The organism is Mesorhizobium sp. M7A.F.Ca.MR.245.00.0.0 (genome assembly GCF_003997415.1).
Lineage (GTDB): Bacteria > Pseudomonadota > Alphaproteobacteria > Rhizobiales > Rhizobiaceae > Mesorhizobium.
On the sequence record NZ_RZTE01000035.1, the window covers coordinates 21,466 to 42,468 of the forward strand.

At 62.3% G+C, this 21,003-nt stretch carries 18 protein-coding genes; 4 read left to right on the forward strand and 14 right to left on the reverse strand.

All coding sequences use genetic code 11. From position 1 onward, the window contains the following. Positions 1-6 precede the first annotated feature (6 nt). Positions 7-768, forward strand: a complete 762-nt coding sequence (locus EOB80_RS26480) for an MBL fold metallo-hydrolase (RefSeq protein ID WP_127330766.1) — start codon at positions 7-9, stop codon at positions 766-768. 4 nt (positions 769-772) lie between these two features. Here EOB80_RS26480 and EOB80_RS26485 read toward each other — a convergent pair whose 3' ends face one another. The 5 genes from EOB80_RS26485 to EOB80_RS34635 form a co-directional block, all read right to left on the reverse strand. Continuing rightward, positions 773-1,474: a TetR/AcrR family transcriptional regulator gene (locus EOB80_RS26485; RefSeq protein ID WP_127330768.1), complete on the reverse strand. Its 702-nt coding sequence runs from the start codon at positions 1,472-1,474 to the stop codon at positions 773-775. A gap of 137 nt (positions 1,475-1,611) precedes the next feature. Beyond that, the gene (locus EOB80_RS26490; protein WP_127330770.1) at positions 1,612-3,039 is read right to left on the reverse strand and encodes an amidase; all 1,428 of its coding nucleotides are present in this window, start codon (positions 3,037-3,039) and stop codon (positions 1,612-1,614) included. An 88-nt stretch (positions 3,040-3,127) separates the two neighbouring features. Next, on the reverse strand, positions 3,128-4,162 hold the full coding sequence (locus tag EOB80_RS26495) for an extracellular solute-binding protein (protein WP_127330772.1): 1,035 nt from the start codon (positions 4,160-4,162) through the stop codon (positions 3,128-3,130). Positions 4,163-4,525: 363 nt separating this feature from the next. Further along, entirely contained in the window at positions 4,526-5,497 is a 972-nt protein-coding gene (locus EOB80_RS26500) for an NAD-dependent epimerase/dehydratase family protein (protein ID WP_127330774.1), read from the reverse strand. A 274-nt stretch (positions 5,498-5,771) separates the two neighbouring features. Then, entirely contained in the window at positions 5,772-5,936 is a 165-nt protein-coding gene (locus EOB80_RS34635) for a hypothetical protein (protein WP_164748845.1), read from the reverse strand. A 290-nt stretch (positions 5,937-6,226) separates the two neighbouring features. Between EOB80_RS34635 and EOB80_RS26505 the strand changes: the two genes are divergently transcribed. Continuing rightward, entirely contained in the window at positions 6,227-7,000 is a 774-nt protein-coding gene (locus EOB80_RS26505; RefSeq protein ID WP_023812117.1) for an NAD kinase, read from the forward strand. A gap of 202 nt (positions 7,001-7,202) precedes the next feature. Beyond that, entirely contained in the window at positions 7,203-8,789 is a 1,587-nt protein-coding gene (locus EOB80_RS26510; RefSeq protein WP_164762729.1) for a DEAD/DEAH box helicase, read from the forward strand. Positions 8,790-8,863: 74 nt separating this feature from the next. Here EOB80_RS26510 and EOB80_RS26515 read toward each other — a convergent pair whose 3' ends face one another. From EOB80_RS26515 to EOB80_RS26555, 9 genes are all read right to left on the reverse strand, one after another. Further along, on the reverse strand, positions 8,864-9,469 hold the full coding sequence (locus EOB80_RS26515; protein ID WP_127330776.1) for a hypothetical protein: 606 nt from the start codon (positions 9,467-9,469) through the stop codon (positions 8,864-8,866). Positions 9,470-9,693: 224 nt separating this feature from the next. Further along, a complete protein-coding gene (locus EOB80_RS26520; protein ID WP_127330778.1) occupies positions 9,694-10,320 on the reverse strand; it encodes an OmpA family protein in 627 nt (208 codons plus the stop codon). A gap of 176 nt (positions 10,321-10,496) precedes the next feature. Further along, positions 10,497-10,865, reverse strand: coding sequence for a GFA family protein (locus tag EOB80_RS26525; protein WP_127330780.1), 369 nt, complete (start codon positions 10,863-10,865; stop codon positions 10,497-10,499). 157 nt (positions 10,866-11,022) lie between these two features. Then, positions 11,023-11,400, reverse strand: a complete 378-nt coding sequence (locus tag EOB80_RS26530) for a hypothetical protein (RefSeq protein ID WP_023812122.1) — start codon at positions 11,398-11,400, stop codon at positions 11,023-11,025. A 286-nt stretch (positions 11,401-11,686) separates the two neighbouring features. After that, positions 11,687-12,106 carry a GFA family protein gene (locus EOB80_RS26535; protein ID WP_127330782.1) on the reverse strand — a complete coding sequence of 140 codons (420 nt, stop codon included), beginning with the start codon at positions 12,104-12,106 and terminating at the stop codon, positions 11,687-11,689. Positions 12,107-12,185: 79 nt separating this feature from the next. Next, positions 12,186-13,317 (reverse strand): peptide chain release factor 2 gene (gene prfB, locus EOB80_RS26540; protein WP_127330784.1). Its coding sequence is split into 2 segments (ribosomal slippage): positions 12,186-13,250 and positions 13,252-13,317, totalling 1,131 coding nucleotides; the frame shifts between segments, so codons are not numbered across the junction. Between the two features lie 118 nt (positions 13,318-13,435). After that, positions 13,436-15,892: a penicillin-binding protein 1A gene (locus EOB80_RS26545; RefSeq protein WP_127330786.1), complete on the reverse strand. Its 2,457-nt coding sequence runs from the start codon at positions 15,890-15,892 to the stop codon at positions 13,436-13,438. A 30-nt stretch (positions 15,893-15,922) separates the two neighbouring features. Beyond that, a complete protein-coding gene (locus tag EOB80_RS26550) occupies positions 15,923-16,105 on the reverse strand; it encodes a hypothetical protein (protein ID WP_127323273.1) in 183 nt (60 codons plus the stop codon). A 1-nt stretch (position 16,106) separates the two neighbouring features. Continuing rightward, a complete protein-coding gene (locus EOB80_RS26555; protein WP_127330788.1) occupies positions 16,107-17,369 on the reverse strand; it encodes an N-acetylmuramoyl-L-alanine amidase in 1,263 nt (420 codons plus the stop codon). A 653-nt stretch (positions 17,370-18,022) separates the two neighbouring features. On the opposite strand from EOB80_RS26555, the gene EOB80_RS26560 reads away from it, so the two are divergent. Beyond that, positions 18,023-20,962, forward strand: coding sequence for a ribonuclease E/G (locus tag EOB80_RS26560; protein ID WP_127330790.1), 2,940 nt, complete (start codon positions 18,023-18,025; stop codon positions 20,960-20,962). The last annotated feature ends 41 nt before the right edge of the window (positions 20,963-21,003 follow it).

Here is a 21,003-nt window from a genome sequence, read left to right on the forward strand (position 1 = left end):
TTGAACATGGCAACACTTTCGGTCATCGAGGCACCAGACTGGTACGAGACCATCCGCATGAGCGATGGCGTGACCTTGATCCACGAGCCGTGGATAAAGCCGTTCTTCCGCTGCAACATGTGGCATGTGCGCGGCCGCGACCGCGACCTCCTCTTCGACACCGGGCTTGGTCATTTCAGCCTCCGGCGTCACGTGCCGCTGGTCAGCGAGCGCAAGTTGATCTGCGTCGCCAGCCACACGCATTTCGACCATATCGGCTGCCACCACGAATTTCCCGAGCGCTGCGTGCACGCGGCCGAGGCCGATATCCTCGCCGATCCGCGCAACGAATGGACCGCCGCCGGCACCTATGCGACCGACGCAATGTTCGACGGCATGCCGCAAGGCTGGGACACGGCGCGCTATAGTATTCTACCCGCACCCGCCGGCCGTTTGCTCGACCATGGCAATGTCGTCGATCTCGGCGACCGTGCCTTCGAGGTGATCCACACGCCCGGACATTCACCCGGCGGCATCGCGCTCTATGAAAACAGGACGGGCATCCTGTTATCCGGCGACATCATCTATGACGGCCCGCTGATCGACGACGTCTACCACTCGGACATATCAGACTACATGGCGACACTGCTGCGCCTGCGCGACCTCGATGTCTCGGTCGTGCACGGCGGCCATTTCCCGAGTTTCGGCAAGGTGCGCTACCGCCAGCTCGTCGACGAGTATCTGCAACAGAAGCGGCAAGCCGGCTGCCATCTGCGGCAGGGCGCCTAAGCATCTAGCGCATCAGTTCGAAATGCCGCGGGAACGCCTGATGCAGCAGGAGCAGCATGGTCTTGCGCAGCACGTTGGTGTCACGGCCGCGAGGGTTCAGGTGATCCCAATACCAGGCGCCATGAACCAGATAATTCAGGCTCTCTGACAGGGTGTCTATGTCGACGCCGGAATAACCGCCGCTGCGCGAAATCTCGATCAGCAGCTCGCGCGCCTCGGCGGTGTAGGCAAGGTCGCTCGGCAGGCCGATCTCGTTATAGATCTGCATGCTCTTGCGGTCGCTGGAGAACACGACAAAGACCGAAACCCAGTTCGGATGCTGCCGGGCGAAGTTTTGCGCGCAGTTGACCGCTCCGAGCAGGCGCTCGACCGGCGACAGGCCGGGCGCCCGCACCAGCGTCACCCACAGCTCATCATATCGATCGCTGAGATACTGCAGGACGGCGCGAAACAGGTTCTCCTTGCTGCGGAAATGGAAGACGACCAGGGCATTGGACGAGCCGACATGTTCGGCGATGCGCTGCATGGTGACGCTTGCCAGCCCCTCCTCCGCGATCAGCTCGATGGTGGCGTCGATGATCCGCTGTACGCTGGCTTCGCCGCGCTCGCGCCGACGGTCCTTGGGCGGCGCGGCATCGTTTGCCGCACTTCCATTCTTCGCCGTTGCGCCTTTGCGTTTTGCCGCCGCAGCCTTTTGTTGCGCCATCTTCGTCCAGCTCCTTTCGGACCTTCTGGCGCGATCACCGGCGCCACCACAGATCCGTCTATTCGAGGTGTCCGGCGTCGGCTCTCCAACCGAGACCGCGGATCAACCACCATCGCGGCAAGAGCCGCATCGCCCTGTTATAGCGACGGACGCGTTTCGGCGTTTGTATACCATTGCCCCTTGGCCCTCTCATAGGCCATGGCCGCCCGGAAAACATCGGCATCGCAATAGGTGCGGCCGACGATCTGGATGCCTGTCGGCACGCCGCTTGCCGCCCAGCCCGATGGCACGGACAGAACAGGACAGCGGCTCATCATGTTGAACGGCGTCGTCATCACCCATCCCAACGACGGGTTCACCTGCTTGCCGTTGATCTCGACCGTACCCGTGGTCTGATCGAACTCCGCCGGCACGGAAGGAAGCGCGTTGGTCGGGCAGATCAGCACATCGTAGGTCTCCAGCAGCGGCCCCAGCGTCTGGTACATCCTGGCCGCCACGTCGAGTGTTCCGACAAAGTCCGTCGCCTTCGAATTTTGCCCGTCCTCGGCGAACTGCCTGGCATAGCTCGTCATGTCCTTGCCGTGCTTCTTGAGCAGCTGCGACAGCGATGCGCCGAACAGATGCTCGAGATAGGCCATGCCCGCCCTGAGCACTTCGTCGCCCCAGCCCAGGTCGACTTCCTCGACCGTGGCGCCAAGCGAGCGGAACACATCGCAGGCGGCAAGCGTGTTCTTGCGCACATCGGCATCCACTTCGAAAGAGCCAAGGTCCATCGAGAAAGCAATCTTCCAGCCCTTGATCGGCTTGTAGCCGAGCGGCAGACGCAGTTTTGGGCGCAGCGTGGCGATGTCGAGCGGGCTTGGTCCGGCCATGACGTTCTGCAGCAGGATCGCATCCCCGACGTTTCGCGCCAGCGGCCCGGTGTGGCAGTAGAAGTCGAGATTGAACGGCGGCTCGTCCGGATTGCGCCCGTAAGGCGGCTTGAAGCCGACAAGACCGCAGGCCGACGCGGGAATGCGGATTGATCCGGCAATGTCCGAGCCGGTGGCGATCGACGACGTGCCGGATGCCAGCGTCGCCGCGGAGCCGCCCGACGAACCGCCGGGCGTGAAATCCGGGTTCCACGGATTGCGCGTCACGCCCCAGCGTTTCGACCAGGTGTAGCCGGCGCAGCTGAATTCAGGCGTCGCCGTGCGGGCATGGACAATGCCTCCGGCCTTGATGATGCGCTCGTTCATCGTCGAGGTATGGCCACCGATAGCATCCCCGGACAGCAGCGAGCCGTGCGAGGTCGGCTTGCCCTTGATGTAGCTCTCGTCCTTGATGCCGATCGGCAGGCCCTCGAGCGCCCCGGTCTTGGCACCGCTGGCGTATTTCGCCTCGGCTTTCCTGGCCAGGTCCATCGCCTCGTCGAAATGCGTGAAGGTGAGGCAGTTGATCGTCGCCTTGGTTGCCTCGGCGCGGCGGATGGTGGCCTGCATCAGTTCGACGGGCGAAAGCTTCTTCGCCTTGAACAGCCGCAGCGCCTCGCTGGCCGGCATGTAGCAAAGGTCGAGATCGGTCATGGGAAGTCTCCTGCGATCTGCGCATCGCGTTTGGCATGGACGGGAGATGACCGCGCCGCGTGCGGCGGCGCGGGAAAGCCGGGTCAGGTCATTTCTGCAGGTCGGTCCAGATCTTCGTGTAGAGCGCCTGCACGTCGGGCGGGCAGGCCAGCATGAACTGGCCCTTGGCGGCGAACTCGGCGGGGATGTTGACTTCCGGTGCGGTCTTCATGTCGTCGGGCATGAAGGCTTCCGAGCCCTTGATGCCGTTCGAATAACGCGCAAAGGCTGAGATCAGCGCCGCATTCTGCGGATCCATGATGAAGTTCTGGAACAGCTTGGCGTTGTCGACATTCTTGGCGTCCTTGAGGACAGCGACATTGTCCATCCAGATCGGATAGCCTTCCTTGGGATAGCCATAGACGATCTTGTCGTTCTCAAGCCGCTCGCGCAGCGATATGCCGTTCCAGTTGACGCCCGCGGCGATGTCGCCCCTGCCCAGGCCATCGACGGCCGCATAGTCGAGCGAAAGCCATTTCGCCTTCGCCTCCACCAGCTTGTCATGCACCTTCTTCAGCATCTGCATGTCGCTGCTGCAATATTTGCCACCCTCGTAAGCGATGGCGAGGAACATGATGTCACCCATTTCGGGTACGACATTGATCTTGCCGACGAGTTCGGGAGGTGGGTCGAGGAAGATCGCCGATGTGTTCGGATCGCCGGCATAGACCGACTTGTTCACCGAAATGCCGGTCGTGCCCCACTGCCATGGAACGGTGTATTTACGGCCTGGATCGAATGGAACATCGACCCACCTGGGATCGACGTTCTTGAAGTTTTCCATCTTGTTGGGATCGGTCTCCAAGAGCAGACCTTCGCTGATCCAGACCGGCACGACGCTCGCCGAAGGCACGACGATGTCATAGCCGGAGGCGCCCTGCCGGACCTTGGCCAAGGCGGTATCGTTGGAGTCATAGTCGGTGACGGTGACCTTGACCTTGTAGGTCTCCTCGAACTTCTTGATCAGGTCGGGGCTGGTGTAGTTGCCCCAATTGTAGATGTTGAGCTCGCCGTCGGCACGGGCCACGCCCGTGACAGTCAGCAGCGACAGGCCGATGGCCGTCGCGGTCAGTTTCCAGTTCATGCTGCATGCTCCCATTGTTGGGACCGGCGGCACTACGGCCCCAGGTCCGTTTCCTGCTGACGAAAAGATGGCCGCGGCAATGCCGACCGGCTCGAGCCCGGCCGTCGACATCGCAGTTGCGGCATGCGGCGCGCCGGCAACGGCAAGCCGCATCGTGATCGAGATAGTCCCCTCTTCATTGTGGCCATTCACCGGCTGGCGTCGGCTGTCCAACTCAATTCGCGACCTCAGGAGTAACTATGACTAAACATACAGTCAATATCTTTCGTGGGTACGGCCATTGCTCGGCGACTGACGATGCGCCCGATGAGATGGTGACTGAGTGAGCAGGCAGAAAGAGGTTTAGCCGCGATACCGGACGCGTCAGGCCGTGGAGGCCGAAATGCTCGCGGCCGCAATTCGCTGGCGGAACCAATCGAAGGTGCGCCCGATGCCTTCCTGATAGCTCGTCCTCGCTTCCCAGCCAGGAAGGACATGCCTCGCCAAAGTCAGGTCCGGACACCGATTTGTCGGATCCTGGGGAGCTGGAGGGTGGTGCTCGATGCGGCTGCCGGGGACAAGCGATCTTACGAATTCCGCGATGCGCAGGACCGAAACCTCGTGGTCGTTGCCAATGTTCAGAGGACCGCGATGCGAGATGCCGTCGCGCCAGAAGTAACGTTCCAGCCCCTCGACGATATCGTCGACATAACCCCAACTGCGCGATTGGGAGCCGTCGCCATAAACCGTCAGAACTCCGGTTGTCAGAGCCTGGACGGCGAAATTCGAGACGGCGCGTCCATCGTCGATGCGGGTTCGTGGCCCATATGTGTTGAAGATCCTGACGACGCGAATGTCGAGCCCGCCGACCCGCTGCTGCTCGAACAGCAATGCCTCTGTGCAGCGCTTGCTTTCATCATAGGAAGCCCTGGGACCGGTGCAGTCCACCGATCCCCTGTAACTCTCGGGTTGCGGTGAAACCAGGGGGTCGCCGTAGACTTCCGAGGTCGAGGCGAAGCAGAAGCGACCGCCGGGCTTGAGCAGCGTCAGAAGATTGAGCGCGCCGCCGATATTGGCCTTGATCGTGCGTACCGGCTCGCGCATGTACCAAAGCGGCGACGCCGGCGACGCGAGATGGATGATCTCATCGAAGCGCTGAAGGGATGAAAAGCTTTCGGCGTCGGCAATCTGCAGATCGAAACGCGGATCGGCGACATGCGCGATGTTGTCTCGCGTCCCGGTCCAAAGATTGTCGACGACGACCAGCTTTTCCAGATCGCTTCGCCGCAACAGACGGTCGACCAGATGCGAGCCCAGGAAACCGCAGCCGCCAGAGATCAACACGCTGCGTGACATGGAAAACCCCCGCTCCAGACACCGGCCAGTCAACGAGCCCAGGGCTTGTTTCCCAACAACAGCGGATGCGAGCTACCCATAAGCCTTTCCGCCAATCGATGCACCCATCTACACCGCCAAGCGCCGCGAGTGCAAACAGCAAGCCTTCACAAGTGGAACGTGCGGCGGCCGACCGGCCTCTGCTTTTAAGCAGAGAAACTGCCGCGCGATGTCGCGCATCGAAGCGACCGCCGATGCTGCCCGTCATCGCGAGGATGATCAGGACATTTCAGGGCTACAGCGCCCTTTGCGGGCATGGCGCCCCGGCTGCATCACCACAGCGCGACGCCGTGGGCTGCGGCCGGAAGCTCGTCTCTTCGGACTGGCGCACCAGTTCGGCAAAGAGCAGCGCGAAGCTTCCCAGCATCAGGAAGACGATGATCAGGCGTGTTACCGGCAATATGTCGGCCTCGACTGGCTAGCCCCCACGCCACCCATCCACTGCCGGCTAACATGACCGATCCGGCTTTACGAGACTTTAAGGCCCGTCTTAACCATCACATTCGCGTAGCCTTTGACATGATACGCGAACGGCATGCCCGCATCCGCCGACCGGCATGGCCGTATCATCCGGGATGGCGTTGCCATCCGGGATGGTACCTCCCTTTGCAGACGTACCCCGCCCATGCTACCCCGGCGCTGGCGCGGCCCAGCAACCGGCCGCTGCCAATCGGTCGTCATCGGGGAGCCATGAGCAAAGCCGCCAGCCGCATCGCCTTCGTCTCGTCCGACACCGCTGACGCCAAGACGGCGCTGGAAAGCCTGTCGGCGCGCTATGGCCAGTCTTCCGTCGAGGAGGCCGGGATCGTCGTTGCGCTTGGGGGTGACGGTTTCCTGCTGCAGACCCTGCGCGACACGATGGGGACCGGCAAGAAGGTCTACGGCATGAACCGTGGCACCATCGGATTCCTTATGAACGAATATCGTTCCGGCGGCCTCACCGAGCGTCTCGAGGCCGCCGTCGCCGAAACGATCCGCCCGCTGGAGATGCTGGCCGTGACCTCGGAAGGCGAAACGATTTCGGCACTGGCGATCAACGAGGTGGCGCTGTGGCGCCAGTCGTACCAGACGGCCAAGATCCGCATCACCGTCGACGAACAGGTCCGGCTTGAGGAACTGAACTGCGACGGCGTCATGATCGCAACCCCGGCCGGGTCCACCGCCTACAATCTTTCGGCGCATGGACCGATCCTGCCGCTCGACGCGCCGCTGCTGGCGCTGACCCCGGTCAGCCCATTTCGCCCGCGCCGCTGGCGCGGCGCACTGCTCTCCAACAAGGCGACCGTCCGCTTCGACATCCGCGAGCCGGAAAAGCGGCCGGTAAACGCCGCCGCCGACCATACCGAGGTCAAGGCCGTGACCTCGGTGACGGTGCGAGAATCACCAACGGCGACAGCAACGTTGCTGTTCGATCCCAATCATTCCTGGAACGAGCGTATTCTCGCCGAACAGTTCCGCTATTGAGCCGGCGCTGCGACCGACAGCTCGATTAAGCATCCCGATTAAGGTTACAACTTCACAATCGTGCCATTGCTGCCCGTTTCTGTTGACAAATCGAGGGCTTGCTCCTAATTGCAATACCAATCTTGCAGGCGCGTGGCGCTTGCCGCGACAGACGCCATTAGACGCCGTTGCGCTTCCCCGAACCAGCCAAAGACAACAACACTTGTCCTCAGACACCACGACCGCTCCAGAAGCGTTGACCTTTTCAGACCTCGGCCTGTCGCCGAAGGTCCTTTCCGCAGTCACCGACGCCGGCTACACCGAGCCGACGCCGATCCAGGCGGGCGCCATTCCGCATGCCCTGCTGGGCAAGGACGTGCTGGGCATTGCCCAGACCGGCACCGGCAAGACGGCCTCCTTCGTGTTGCCGATGCTCACAAGGCTGGAAAAGGGCCGCGCCCGCGCTCGCATGCCGCGCACGCTCATTCTGGAGCCGACGCGCGAGCTCGCCGCTCAGGTCGAGGAAAACTTCGTCAAATACGGCAAGAACCACAAGCTCAACATCGCGCTTCTGATCGGCGGCGTGTCGTTCGACGAACAGGACAAGAAGCTGGAGCGTGGCGCCGACGTGCTGATCGCGACACCCGGCCGTCTGCTCGATCACCGCGAGCGCGGCAAGCTGTTGCTCAACGGCGTCGAGATCCTCGTCATCGACGAAGCGGACCGCATGCTCGACATGGGCTTCATTCCCGACATCGAGCGCATCTGCGAAATGATCCCGTTCACCAGGCAGACGCTGTTCTTTTCGGCGACGATGCCGCCCGAAATCACCAAGCTCACCGAAAAGTTCCTGCATGCGCCGATACGAGTCGAGGTCTCGAAGGCCGCGTCCGCAGCGACCAACATCACCCAACGGCTGGTCAAATCAGGCTCCAAGCCATGGGACAAGCGCGAGACGCTGCGCAATTTGATCAAGGCCGAAGACGCCGAACTGAAGAACGCCATCATCTTCTGCAACCGCAAGGTCGAAGTGTCGGAGCTGTTCCGCTCGCTGCTGAAGCATGATTTCGACGCCGGTGCGCTGCATGGCGACATGGACCAGCGCGCGCGCATGCAGATGCTGGCCAATTTCCGCGACGGCAAGCTGCGCTACCTCGTCGCTTCCGACGTTGCCGCGCGCGGCCTCGACATCCCCGATGTCAGCCATGTCTTCAACTATGACGTGCCGATCCACGCCGAGGACTATGTCCACCGTATCGGCCGCACCGGACGCGCCGGACGCTCCGGAAAATCCTTCACCATCGCGACCAAATCTGACACCAAATACATCGATGCCATCGAACGTCTGATCGGCAACAAGATCGAGTGGCATGACGGCGACTTGTCGACGGTGGTTGCCAGCGAAGGCGAGGACGATGCTCCGCGCCGTGGCAAGGGCGCGCCGCGCCGTGCCGGCCGCAAGGAAGACGACCGCGGCAGGGAAAAGAGCGGCGAGCGCAAACCGCGCGAACGCCACGCCAAGCGCAGCGAAGATGCCGCACCGGAAACAGTGCGCGAGGATCAGCCGGTGGCCGAGGCCGCAGCCGCCGACATCGGCGAACGGCGTTCGCGCAAGGAAGCGATCCGTTCGGAAAACACCGAGCGCAAATCATCCGATCGCAATGAACAGCGCGCACCCGAACGCGGCGACACCCGGCCGCAGCGTGACAACAGCCGCCCTGCCCGCCAACGCCACCAGGAAGACAATGATTCCACCGTTGGCTTCGGCGACGACATGCCGGCCTTCATGCGGATCGTCGCCAAGGTCTGATCCCGACCGCTTCGAAAGCAAGCAAGCCATCGGGCTTGCCTTCTCGGCAAAGCTCTTTCAGCCTGGCTCGCCCGTTACATCGGCCCAGGCATCATCTTGGTCGGTTTTTCCAGCATCGGAAACTCGGCCTCGTTGCATTTCACGTTCGGGTTCGTCGGGCTGAACATGCCGTTCGGATTGTCCCCGAGCCAGGCATGAAGGTCGTAATGGACGAACTCCTTCGGGATGAGAGGGTAGTGCCCCTCCATAGGCCCCATGAAGGTTTGGCCAAACAGCTTGGGCGGCTCCTTGGTGTCCGGCGTCAGCGGCACCAGCCATTCCACTCCGACCAACTTCAGGCCTTCCTTGGTCGGCTCGTAGATCAGCACGTTCGGCCTCATCGGATCGAGCTTCTGGCCGACACTCGGGACATTGACGAAGTGGATGCCCATGGCGCCCTTCGGGTAGTCCATCGCGCCCGGTATCTTTTCTCCGCTGTAGTGGACGCAGCCGACGGTCGACAGATAGAGGTCGCGGACGGCAGCGGTGTAATCCTCATATTTGGCGAGCGACTTCTTCAAGGCTTCGATGTCGGCCTTGTTGGCGTCCTCGGCGCGAGCCGAAGCAACGTTCAGCCACGCGCCTACCAAACCTGTCAAAACGAGGACGCCGCAGCGCCCAAGGCTGGCTGTTCTTGTCATGCATTCCTCCCAGATTTCTGATCTGGCCGTGCAGACCGAGGCGGAAAAATGCTGATTGCGCGGCCAGTGACACCGCCTCATCCCCTCAGGAACAGCGATGATGCTATTCCTTTCCATAGCTGCGGGAAAGATACATTTTAGCAACAGCTAATTCAACAATGCTACATCCGCTCAAACAAAAACGGCCCCCATGGGAGCCGTTTCGCATTGGTTTGCCGTACAAATCAGGTGAGCGGCGAAAGCTGGATCTCGACGCGGCGGTTTTGGGCGCGACCTTCGGCCGTGGCATTGGACGCGACCGGGCGCGTCTTGCCGAAGCCGGTGACTGCGAAGCGCCGCTGATCCACGCCCTGACCGGACAGATAGTTCGCCACCGCCAAAGCACGACGCTGCGACAGATCGAAATTGTGCTGGTCGCCACCGGTCGAATCGGTGTGGCCGAACACGTCGACCGTGGTCTGCTTGAACTTCTTCAGCACCAGCGCGACAGAGTTTAGGACCTGGTAGAAGCCGGGCTTCACCGCATCCTGATCCGAGTTGAAGGTGATGTCGGACGGCATGTTGAGGATGATCTGGTCGCCGCTGCGGGTGACACTGACACCGGTGCCCTCGAGCTGCCGGCGCAGTTCGGCCTCGTTCTGGTCCATGGTGGCGCCGATGGCGCCGCCGGCCAGCGCGTTGCGGCGGTCATTGCCGCCGGCAAGCAGGCCAAGGCTTGCACCCGCCAGAGCACCAAGGCCGGCGCCTGCCGCCGTGTTGGAAATCTTCTGGTCGCCCGTATACGGATCGGTGGTGGTGCAGGCGCTCACGAGCACAGCCGTCGCCACGACGACGAGCACAGTCTTTTTCATAGGATCGTCCCTCTCCAAGTCACGCCTTGCGGTGGCGCCAAATCAGCCCTTCCCGCGACTTGTACCACGAATTGCGGCGAAAAGCGGAACGGCAAAAGCGCCGCTCACGGCTTTTCCCGAGGGACCGATACACAGTGATAGCGCCGCATCGCCGGGCCGCAATCGTTCGGATCAGGCTACCAGAGGTTCTTGCCGTCTATGACAACAACTTCGACCTTGTCGATATCGTAATCGTCGAACAGCCGCGAGTTGACGCTGATCTTGGGATTGTCGAAATCCGGCTCGCCGGTCGACCAGTCCGGCGTTTCGGTAAAGGTGCCGCAGCCGCAGGTGGCGCAAAAACCGTGCTTTACGGTTTTCGATCCCCAGCGGTAGAAAGAGACGCTCTCCATCGGGCTGGTGAGCTTGAATTGCGAAGGCACGTAGTAGGCCCAGAGCGAGCCGCGTTTCGAGCAGAAAGAACAGGTGCATTGCGTCACCGTCTGCGGTGCCTGCGAAACCTCGAATGTCGTCGCCTTGCAATGACAGCTTGCCTTGATGGTCATCAACGAACTCCTCCTGTCGCCCGCCGCCCTGTGCGGCAAAGGCAGCATAAAGAGGTGCTCCTGACAACTGTCTGTCGGCAGGCATCACCCGAACCGCGCAAACCGGCCTGCGGCCCCGGTCACACGCGACCGCGGACGTCCGACCACCATCCTGTCGTCAATAAGAGCGCGGCGGCACGAACAGGCAGATTGTCTTGCCGGCGTCGAGGCCCGCTTGGTGCGCACACCAATGGAACTCGCCGTCCGGGCTGTCCTTGACACGCTTGTCGGTCATTGGAACGATCTCACCCGTTCCGGCGATGACATAGCCCTCGGGTTTCTCCAGCACTTCGCCTGTATGGGTCGTGCGACAATCATAGTTGGCGCAGCATGCGAACGGATAACTCCAGCCCTGTGGCTTTGCCGCCGTGGGTGTGGCGTCATGCGCGAAGGCGGGTGCCGTCAGCATTGCCATCGCGCCGATCGCGAACAGGGAAAACAAAAGTCGGCCAGCCGGTTGAACGGCATTGGCCGATCTGAGTGTGGCAGCAGACATGACGCGTTCCTTTCAAACGAGCTCAAGCGTTTCGCTTGCCCGTTCCCGGAACGTATCTTCCCAGTGGCCGGATCGTCGGGTCGCAGATATGCCGCGTCCGGCCATAAATGCTTTTTCTCTCCCAGCGTTTGGATGCTGGGCTGATTCCTTGGTCGGCGCAAGAAGATGCATTCCCGACGTCGTTCTATAAACGTCAGGTATCCGCTACCGCCGACGAGATGAGGCCAAGGTCAATTCCCGGCAAACGGGCCTCGAATAAACGGAATTGGCCCGCTGTGGTTCCAGCCTATTGCTGGTCAGAGCCGGCAATCACGTGCTCTTGATGCTGCGGCAGGTCATCGGTGATGGTGAACCAGCCCGCCTTCGAACCGACGAAGATGTGCTCGGTCGGGCGGATGGACGGGTCGTTGACGAGCGTTCCCATGGCGACATGGACGTAGGCGCCGTCGCGCACCAGCGAATAAAGCAAGGAGCCGCACCGGCCGCAATGCGCGTTATGGCCGCTTTCGTCGCCAAAGATCAGGAGCTTGTCCCCGCCTTCGGTGAGGACAAGCTTTTCACGCTCGATACCGGCGAAAGGCTTGAAGGCCGAACCGGTGGTGCGCCGACAGTCCGAACAATGGCAATTCGCGGCATAGAGGAATTCGTCGGCGACCTCGTAGTGAACCGCGCCGCAAAAGCACTTTCCGGTGAGCTTGCTCGCCAATCCTCTCCTCCGTCGCTGCGGTGCGCAGGGATATGTTCAGATTGAGGTCAGGCTAGCCTCACCTGAACATGGACATATCCTAATCCAGGTCTGCTACGGCTTCGCCCGCACCGCCTTCGATGCGCTGCGACAACGAGGCTTCCATGAAATCGTCGAGGTCGCCATCGAGCACGCTCGACGGGCTGGTGCTCTCGACGCCGGTGCGGAGATCCTTCACCAGCTGGTAGGGCTGCAGCACATAGGAGCGTATCTGGTGACCCCAGCCTATATCGCTCTTCGACGCTTCGGTGGCGTTTGCAACCGCCTCGCGCTTCTTCAGCTCTTCCTCGTAAAGGCGCGAGCGCAGCATCTCCCAGGCCTTGGCCTTGTTCTTGTGCTGCGAACGTTCGGCCTGGCAGGCAACCGCAATGCCGGTGGCCAGATGCGTGATGCGCACCGCCGAATCGGTGGTGTTGACGTGCTGGCCGCCCGAGCCGGACGAGCGATAAGTATCGATGCGGACATCCGATTCCGAGACGTCGATCTCGATCGTGTCGTCGATGACCGGATAGACCCAGACGCTGGCGAAGGACGTATGCCGGCGCGCATTGCTGTCATAGGGCGAAATACGCACCAGGCGATGAACGCCCGATTCCGTCTTCATCCAGCCATAGGCATTGTGGCCTTTGATCATCAACGTGGCCGACTTGATGCCGGCCTCTTCGCCGTCATGCATTTCCAGCACTTCGACCTTGAAGCGACGGCGCTCGGCCCAGCGCGTGTACATGCGCAGCAGCATCGAGGCCCAGTCCTGGCTTTCGGTGCCGCCGGCACCGGCATGGATTTCGAGATAGGTGTCGTTGGAATCTGCTTCACCCGACAGCAGCGTCTCGACCTGGCGGGCCTTCGCTTCGCCTTGCATCGAGCGGATCGCGGCTTCGGCCTCGGCAATGACCCCCTCGTCGCGCTCTTCCTCGCCGAGCTGGATCAGGCCGATATTGTCTTCCAGCGCCTGCGTCAGACCTTTCACCGAGGCGATGCCCTCTTCGAGGCCCTGGCGCTCGCGCATCAGCTTCTGCGCTTCCAGCGGCTCGTTCCAGAGGCTGGCGTCCTCGGCGCGCACATTGAGGTATTCAAGCCGCTTTATGGCCTGATCCCAGTCAAAGATGCCTCCTCAGCAGGGTTATCGCCTGCCTGATCTCGTCGACAATATTCTGCGTTTCCGCGCGCATGGCTGGCTGTTCTGTCCTGTTTGCTGAAGTCGGTCGGCGCGATACATAGGCAGGCCGCCGCCGGCTGTAAAGCAAAATGGGCTGGCGCCAAGGCCAGCCCATCCGCTCATGAAAATCGTCAGTAGAGGCCGCCGCCGCCGGACTGGATGGCCTGGTTGGCCTGCGGTGACAACGCGCCACCGGTGGCATTGGAGCCGTCGGCGCCCATGCCGATGACCCAATAGCTGTCGGCGGGACCGGTACCCGGCTTGAAGGCTTCGATGATGGTGCCCGGATCGCCCGATGCGGCACGCATGCCGGTCTTGCGGTTGATGGCGACAAGGTTCATGCCTTCGGGCACCTTGAAGTCGACATTGGGCGTGCCGTCCAGCGCCACCCGCATGAAGTCCTTGAAGATCGGGGCCGCGAGGCCGCCACCGGTGGCGCCATGGCCGAGTCCGCGCGGCGTGTCGTAGCCCATGTAGAGGCCGACGACGAGGTTGGGCGTGTAACCGATGAACCAGGCATCCTTTTCGTCGTTGGTCGTTCCGGTCTTGCCGGCGATGTGACGGCCGAGTTCACTGATGGTGGCGCCGGTGCCGCGCTGCACGACACCTTCCATCATCGAGGTGATCTGGTAGGCCGTCATCGGATCGAGCACCTGCTCGGAATTGTCGACGAGTTCCGGCTCCGGCTGGTTCTGCCATTCGGGCGCATTGCAGCCCTGGCAGCCACGTTCGTCCTGCTTGAACACCGTCTTGCCGTAGCGGTCCTGGATGCGGTCGATGAGCGACGGTTTGATCGACTTGCCGCCATTGGCCATGATCGAATAGGCCGACACCATGCGCATCACGGTGGTTTCGCCGGAACCCAGCGCCATCGGCAGATAGGGTGCCAGATGGTCGTAGACACCGAAGCGCTCGGCATATTCGACGACCAGCTTCATGCCCATGTCATTGGCAAGCCGCACCGTCATCAGGTTGCGCGACTTCTCGATGCCGGAGCGCAGGGTGGCCGGACCGGCGACGGTGCCGTCATAGTTCTTGGGCGTCCAGCTCGTGTTGCCGCTCTGGATCGTGATCGGCCCGTCCATGATCACCGAGGCCGGCGTATAGCCATTGTCGAGCGCTGCCGAATAGACGATCGGCTTGAACGAGGAACCCGGCTGGCGCATGGCTTGCGTGGCGCGGTTGAATTCGGACTGCGCATAGGAGAAGCCGCCGACCATGGCCAGCACGCGGCCGGTGTGCGGATCCATGGCGATCAGGCCGCCCTCCACTTCCGGCACCTGGCGCAGGCTATAGGTGCCGTCGGCACCATCGTTTTTCTGCACGAAGATGACGTCGCCCGGCTTCAGCACCTCCGCCGGCGACTTGGCCTTGACGGTCTTGCCGGCAACCACATGGCGCATGGCAAAACCCATGTCCTCCTTGCTGACGGTGCCTTCGACCCGCTCCTTGACGATCTCGCCCGACGCCTGCCGTGCGGGCTGCAGGCCGATCGACAGCCCGGTCGCCGAACTGTCGAGGACGACGGCGAGCGACCATTCGGGAACATCCTCCAGCCCCTTCACGGCGCCAAGCGGCACGCCCCAGTCGCCCGACACGTCGATCGATGTCACCGGCCCGCGATAGCCGCGCAGCGTGTCGTATTTCATCAACCCGTTCTGCATCGATTTGCGGGCAATGAGCTGGATCTTCGGATCGAGCGTGGTGCGGACGGAGAGGCCGCCTTCGTAGAGCGCATTCTCGCCGTAGCGGGCGATGATCTGGCGGCGCACCTCTTCGGTGAAGTACTCGCCGGCGAACAGATAGGTGCCGCTGCGGCGCGGCGTCACGCCCAACGGCTCGGCCTTGGCCTTGTTGCCTTCCTCACGCGTGACGTAGCCGTTCTCGACCATCTGGTCGATGACCCAGTTGCGGCGCTCGATCGCGCGATCGGCATGCTTGAAAGGGTGGTAGTTGTTCGGCCCCTTGGGCAGCGAAGCCAGGTAGGCGGCCTCGGCCACCGACAGTTCGTTGACCGACTTGTCGAAATAGGTCAGCGCCGCACCGGCGACGCCATAGGCGCCGAAGCCGAAGAAGATTTCGTTGAGGTAGAGTTCGAGAATGCGATCCTTGGGATAGGCCTGCTCGATGCGGAAGGCGAGGATCATCTCCTTGATCTTGCGCTCGTAGGTCTGGTCCGAGGACAGCAGGAAGTTCTTCGCCACCTGCTGGGTGATCGTCGAGGCGCCGACCTGACGCCGACCCGAGCCGAGATTCTGCAGGTTGACGATGATGGCGCGGCCGAGGCCGGTCACATCGATGCCCGGGTGATTGTAGAAATTCTTGTCTTCGGCCGACAGGAAGGCCGCCTTGACGCGGTCCGGTATGGCCTGGATCGGCAGATACAGGCGCCGTTCGCGCGCGTATTCGGCCATCAGCGCGCCGTCAGACGCATGGATGCGGGTGGTCACCGGCGGCTCGTATTTGGCCAGCACCTCGTAATCGGGCAGATCCTTCGACAAATGGCCGATGTAGATGGCAACGCCCGCCGCGACCAGAAGGGCCAGCGTCGTGCCGATGCCGAAAAAATAGCCAATGAGACGAATCATACCCGCTCCAGTCCTTGGTTCGGGAATTTCCTAAACGAAGCCGCCTTTCGCGCAAGCTTTCGAGCCGGTCCCAATCCGTAATCGAAAACCCTTGTCGCCGCCATGTGGACAAAATACGGCAATGCCTGATTTCGCGGTCGCGAGCCGGAAATAAAAAGCATTGGGTGTTGTCGTCGCGCAACGCCGCCTCTGGTTGCAGGCGCCGCCGGTCATGTCAACCTCCGGTTCCCGGTCCGGCCTTGGCCGACGCGAACAGCGCGACGGCGTTGGTTATACTCTGGGCCGCCTTGCCGCGCCAGTCGGCGTTGAGCAACTGCGCCTCGTCCTTGGCGTTCGAGAGATAACCGAGTTCGACCAGCACCGACGGCACGTCGGGTGCCTTGAGCACCTTGAAGCCCGCCGAACGCTGCGGATTGTTGATGAGGCCGACGCTGGTCGACAACTGGCCAACCAGCGTGTGGGCGAAACTCATCGAGAAATTGTGCGTTTCGCGGCGGATCAGGTCGATCAGGATGTCGGTGACTTCCTTGTTGTCGTTCTTGATTTCCATGCCGGCGAACTGATCGGAGAGGTTTTCTCGGTCGGCGAGCGCCTGCGCCTCGGGGTCCGAAGCCTTGTCGGAGACGGTGTAGACGGTGGCGCCGCGAATGCCCTTGACGCTGATCGTGTCGGCATGGATCGAAATAAGCAGGTCGGCCTCATGCTGACGGGCGATGCGCACGCGGTCATCAAGACGCAGGAATTCGTCTGTGTCGCGCGTCATGAACACATCATAATTGCCAACGGCTGCGAGTTTGTCGCGCAGCTCCGTGGCGAAGGCCAGCGTGACATTCTTCTCGATGGTGCCGTTCAGGCCCTCGGCACCGCCGTCGATGCCGCCATGGCCGGGATCGATGACGACGGTGAACCGATGACCCGGATTGGAAACCGGTCCGGTGCCGACCCGCCCTCCCTTGTCGGTCGAAACGGTCGATCCGGTGGTCAGCGCCTGATTGGCCAGCGCCACATCGAACTCGCGCTCGGATGCCGCCGACATGTCGATGGCAATGCGGTAGCCGGTTCCGTCCTCGTTCTTGAGCACGTCGAGCTTGTCGACGGCAAAGGGACCCTTGCCGGTGAGGATCAGCCGCGAAACGCCCTCGCTAAGCGCGCCCAGACGCACGCCCTTGACCAGGCCCCGCGCCTTCAAATCCTTGGCATCAACGGCGAATCTCGTATTCGCGAGATCGATGACAAGACGGTTGGGACCGCGCAGCAGGAACCATTTGATATCGGGTTCGCGATCGAAGTCCATGACGATGCGCATCTTGGTGGCATCGCCGGCCATCTTGTAACCTTTTGCCACGAGCGGAGCGTCGGCGGCATTGGCTTTTGAGGACAAGGCAGATGAGACCGCCAGCAGCAGCAAGAGGGCGAAAGCGGCCAGGATCCGGCCGCCGACACGACATCCCTTGTCTGTGAAGTCCGCCAATCCCATCTCTCTTCCAGTCGCTCCCGGTTTGGCGCCCGGCGCCGGTCGTTTCGTCGAAATGCCGGTTAGGCCGCGAACTCGATTAACGATTGGTATCCAGAGAAGGTTAACCAAGCCTTTTCACGCAAGGGCCGCAAGCCTGGCTTACGCTACGGAACGGCTTTTTGCCGGCATCGGAAATCGGGGTTGCCTTCCACCCCGCCAAATCATAAAAGCGATGGTGGATCACTGCAATCCTGGAACCGCCCTCCTCCGCAGCTTCTTGCTACAGGGTCAGACGTAAAGGCGGCTCCTTTCGCTTTAGGCGAAAAGGGTTCAGGTGATCGCGACGAATTTCGCAGGCGTGCTCCCGTGGCGGGGGAATCGCCTGCGTGAGGAAAACGGCCGGGTTTGTTCCCGTGCCGGCTCTGTATGAGCAAACAAGCTGGTCCGGTTCGTCCGGGCTTTGGTTCAAAAGGTTCTGTTGGTGACGATGGCTTCAAGCGCAATCATGGAAAGGTCCGCATCAAACCGCGCCATTATGGCTGCGGGCGGCACCGCCATGGCGCTCAAGCGGCGGCCGACGGACGTTCAAATATCCGGCACCCACATCCCAGGCACGCAGCAGCAGGCTTTGCCTCGCAAGCTGCGGCTGACGGCTGCCGGGGGGAAACGAAATAATGCCCAACAAAATGCTGATAGACGCCTCCCACCCGGAGGAAACACGCGTTGTCGTCATACGCGGTAACCGTATTGAAGAATTCGACTTTGAATCCCAGGACAAGAAGCAGCTCAAAGGAAACATCTACCTAGCCCGCGTAACGCGCGTAGAGCCCTCCCTTCAGGCAGCCTTTGTCGAATATGGCGGCAACCGTCACGGTTTTCTCGCCTTCAGTGAAATTCACCCCGACTATTACCAGATTCCGGTCGCCGATCGTCAGGCACTGCTGCGCGCGGAAGCGCAGGAGGCTGAGGACGAAGAGAACGAGGACGGCGACGGCGATGATCGCCAGAGCCGCGATCGCGGACGGCGCGGCCGCAGGCGCGGCGGCAAGCCCCGCGACCGGGGCGAGCACAAGCGTGATGCTGCCGATTCCGGCGAGGCAAGCGACACTGCCGACGAGGCGGAAGAGGGCGCCGACGCTGGTTTCGAGGAGATCTCGCACACGTCCGAGATCATCGAACATGCGGCCGATGCGTCCGAACATGCCGATGCGTCCGAACATGGCCAGGATTCCGCCGAGCAGGACGAAGGCGAAACCCGCGAAGGCGGTCCGACGTCGATCGCCGCCTCGGTCGAGGCCGATGTGATTTCCGAAGCCGTTCCGCAGGCCGAACAAGGCAGCGAGGCGACCTCCGGCGACAATGATCGCGGCATGCTGGAAGAAGTGCAGTCCTCGCATCCGGACGATCACGAGGTCGAATCGGTCGGCGCCGAGGACGCGCTGGAAGAAGTGCGCAACCGCCGCAAGCCGGTGCGCCGCCAGTACAAGATCCAGGAAGTGATCAAGCGCCGGCAGATCCTCTTGGTGCAGGTCGTCAAGGAAGAGCGCGGCAACAAGGGTGCGGCACTGACCACCTATCTGTCGCTTGCCGGCCGCTATTCGGTGCTGATGCCGAACACGGCGCGTGGCGGCGGCATTTCGCGCAAGATCACCAGCGCGGTCGACCGCAAGCGGCTGAAGGAGGTCGTTGCCGATCTCGAAGTGCCGCAGGGCATGGGCGTGATCCTGCGCACCGCCGGCGAGAGCCGCACCAAGGCCGAGATCAAGCGCGATTACGAATATCTGATGCGGCTTTGGGAAAATGTCCGCAATCTCACCTTACAGTCCACGGCCCCTGCCCTGGTCTACGAGGAAGGCAGCCTGATCAAGCGCTCGGTGCGCGACCTCTACAACAAGGATATCGACGAGATTCTTGTCTCCGGCGAGGAAGGCTATCGCGAGGCCAAGGACTTCATGCGCATGCTGATGCCGAGCCACGCCAAGGTGGTTCAGCCGTTCCGCGACACGACGCCGATCTTCGTGCGCAACGGCATCGAGGCACAGCTCGACCGCATGCTGCAGCCGCAGGTGACGCTGAAGAGCGGCGGCTACATCATCATCAACCAGACCGAGGCGCTGGTTGCCATCGATGTGAATTCGGGCCGCTCCACCAAGGAGCACTCGATCGAGGACACCGCGCTCCACACCAATCTGGAAGCGGCCGAGGAAGTCGCGCGTCAGCTCAGGCTGCGCGACCTTGCCGGCCTGATCGTCATCGACTTCATCGACATGGAGGAGAACCGCAACAACCGCTCCGTCGAGAAGCGGCTGAAGGATCACCTCAAGAACGATCGTGCGCGCATCCAGGTCGGCCGTATCTCGCATTTCGGCCTGATGGAGATGTCACGCCAGCGCATCCGCGCCAGCGTGCTGGAATCGACCATGAAGCCCTGCCCCCATTGCGGCGGCACCGGCCACGTACGCTCCGATTCGTCGGTCGCGCTGATGGTGGTGCGGGCGATTGAGGAATTCCTGCTCAAGGATTCCCGCAGCCACATCACGGTGCGGACGCCGGCGGCGACCGCACTCTACGTGCTCAATCACAAGCGCGGCACGCTGGTGGAACTCGAAAGCCGCTTCGGGCTGACGATCACCGTCGAGGCCGACGATTCGGTGGGTTCGCAGCACTATGCGATCTTCCGCGGCGCGCTGGCTGAAAAGCCGGAAGGCTTCGTCGAGGCGCGCAGCTTCCCGGCCTATGTCGAGCCGGAAGAGCCCGAGGACGAGATTGTCGTCGTCGAGGAAGATGACGAGGCGCCGGTGCAGGCCGAACAGCCGCGCCAGCAGCCGCAGCAACAACCCCGACCTGCTACCGCCGGTGGCGAGGAAGGCGAAGGCCGCGACCGCAAGCGCCGCAAGCGCCGGCGTCGGCGCGGCGGCAAGGATCGCGATCGCGAACATGGCGCCCCGGCGGACGGTGCTTCCGTCTCGGCTCCGGCCAGCGAATTTTCGGACCCGGACTCGGCCGCCAGCGATGGCGACACGGAAGCGGACGACAACGCCCCTGTCGGTGTTGCCGAAACGTCTGAGACAGCTGAAGCTTCGGACGAAGGCCAGGGCAAGAAGCGCCGGCGCGGCAAGCGCGGCGGCAAGCGCAACCGTCGCGAAGACGGTGAAGGCGAGGCTGAGGCAAGTGCTGGCGAAACAGCAGACGCTTCTGAAGGCGAAGTCCGGGCAACCGAGGTGATCGCCAGCGAGCCGGTCGTTGCTGCACCAGCCGAAGAGCCGGTGGCGCTTGCCCCGGCAAATGACGACGCGCCGGCCACGGAGAAGCCGAAGAAGCCACGTCGCGCGGCCAAGCCAAAGAAGGCCGCGGCCGAAATTGTCGCCGATGAGCCGGCTGCGGAGGTGGAAGCACCGGTCGACACGCCGGTCACCGCATCCGACGAGGCAGCCATCGCTTCTGTCGAGGAGGCACCGAAGGCCCGCCCGTCGCGGCGCAAGCCGGCGGCGAATGCGCCGGTCGAGCCGGTCGTGTCTTCCATCGTCGCGGAAGAGCCCGCGGCCAAGGCCGAGGACAAGACCGAGGACAAGCCGAAGCGCGGCGGCTGGTGGCAGCGGAAGGGCTTTTTCTAAGCCTTTCAATCGCATGAGCTAGTTCTTTGACAAAAAATCCC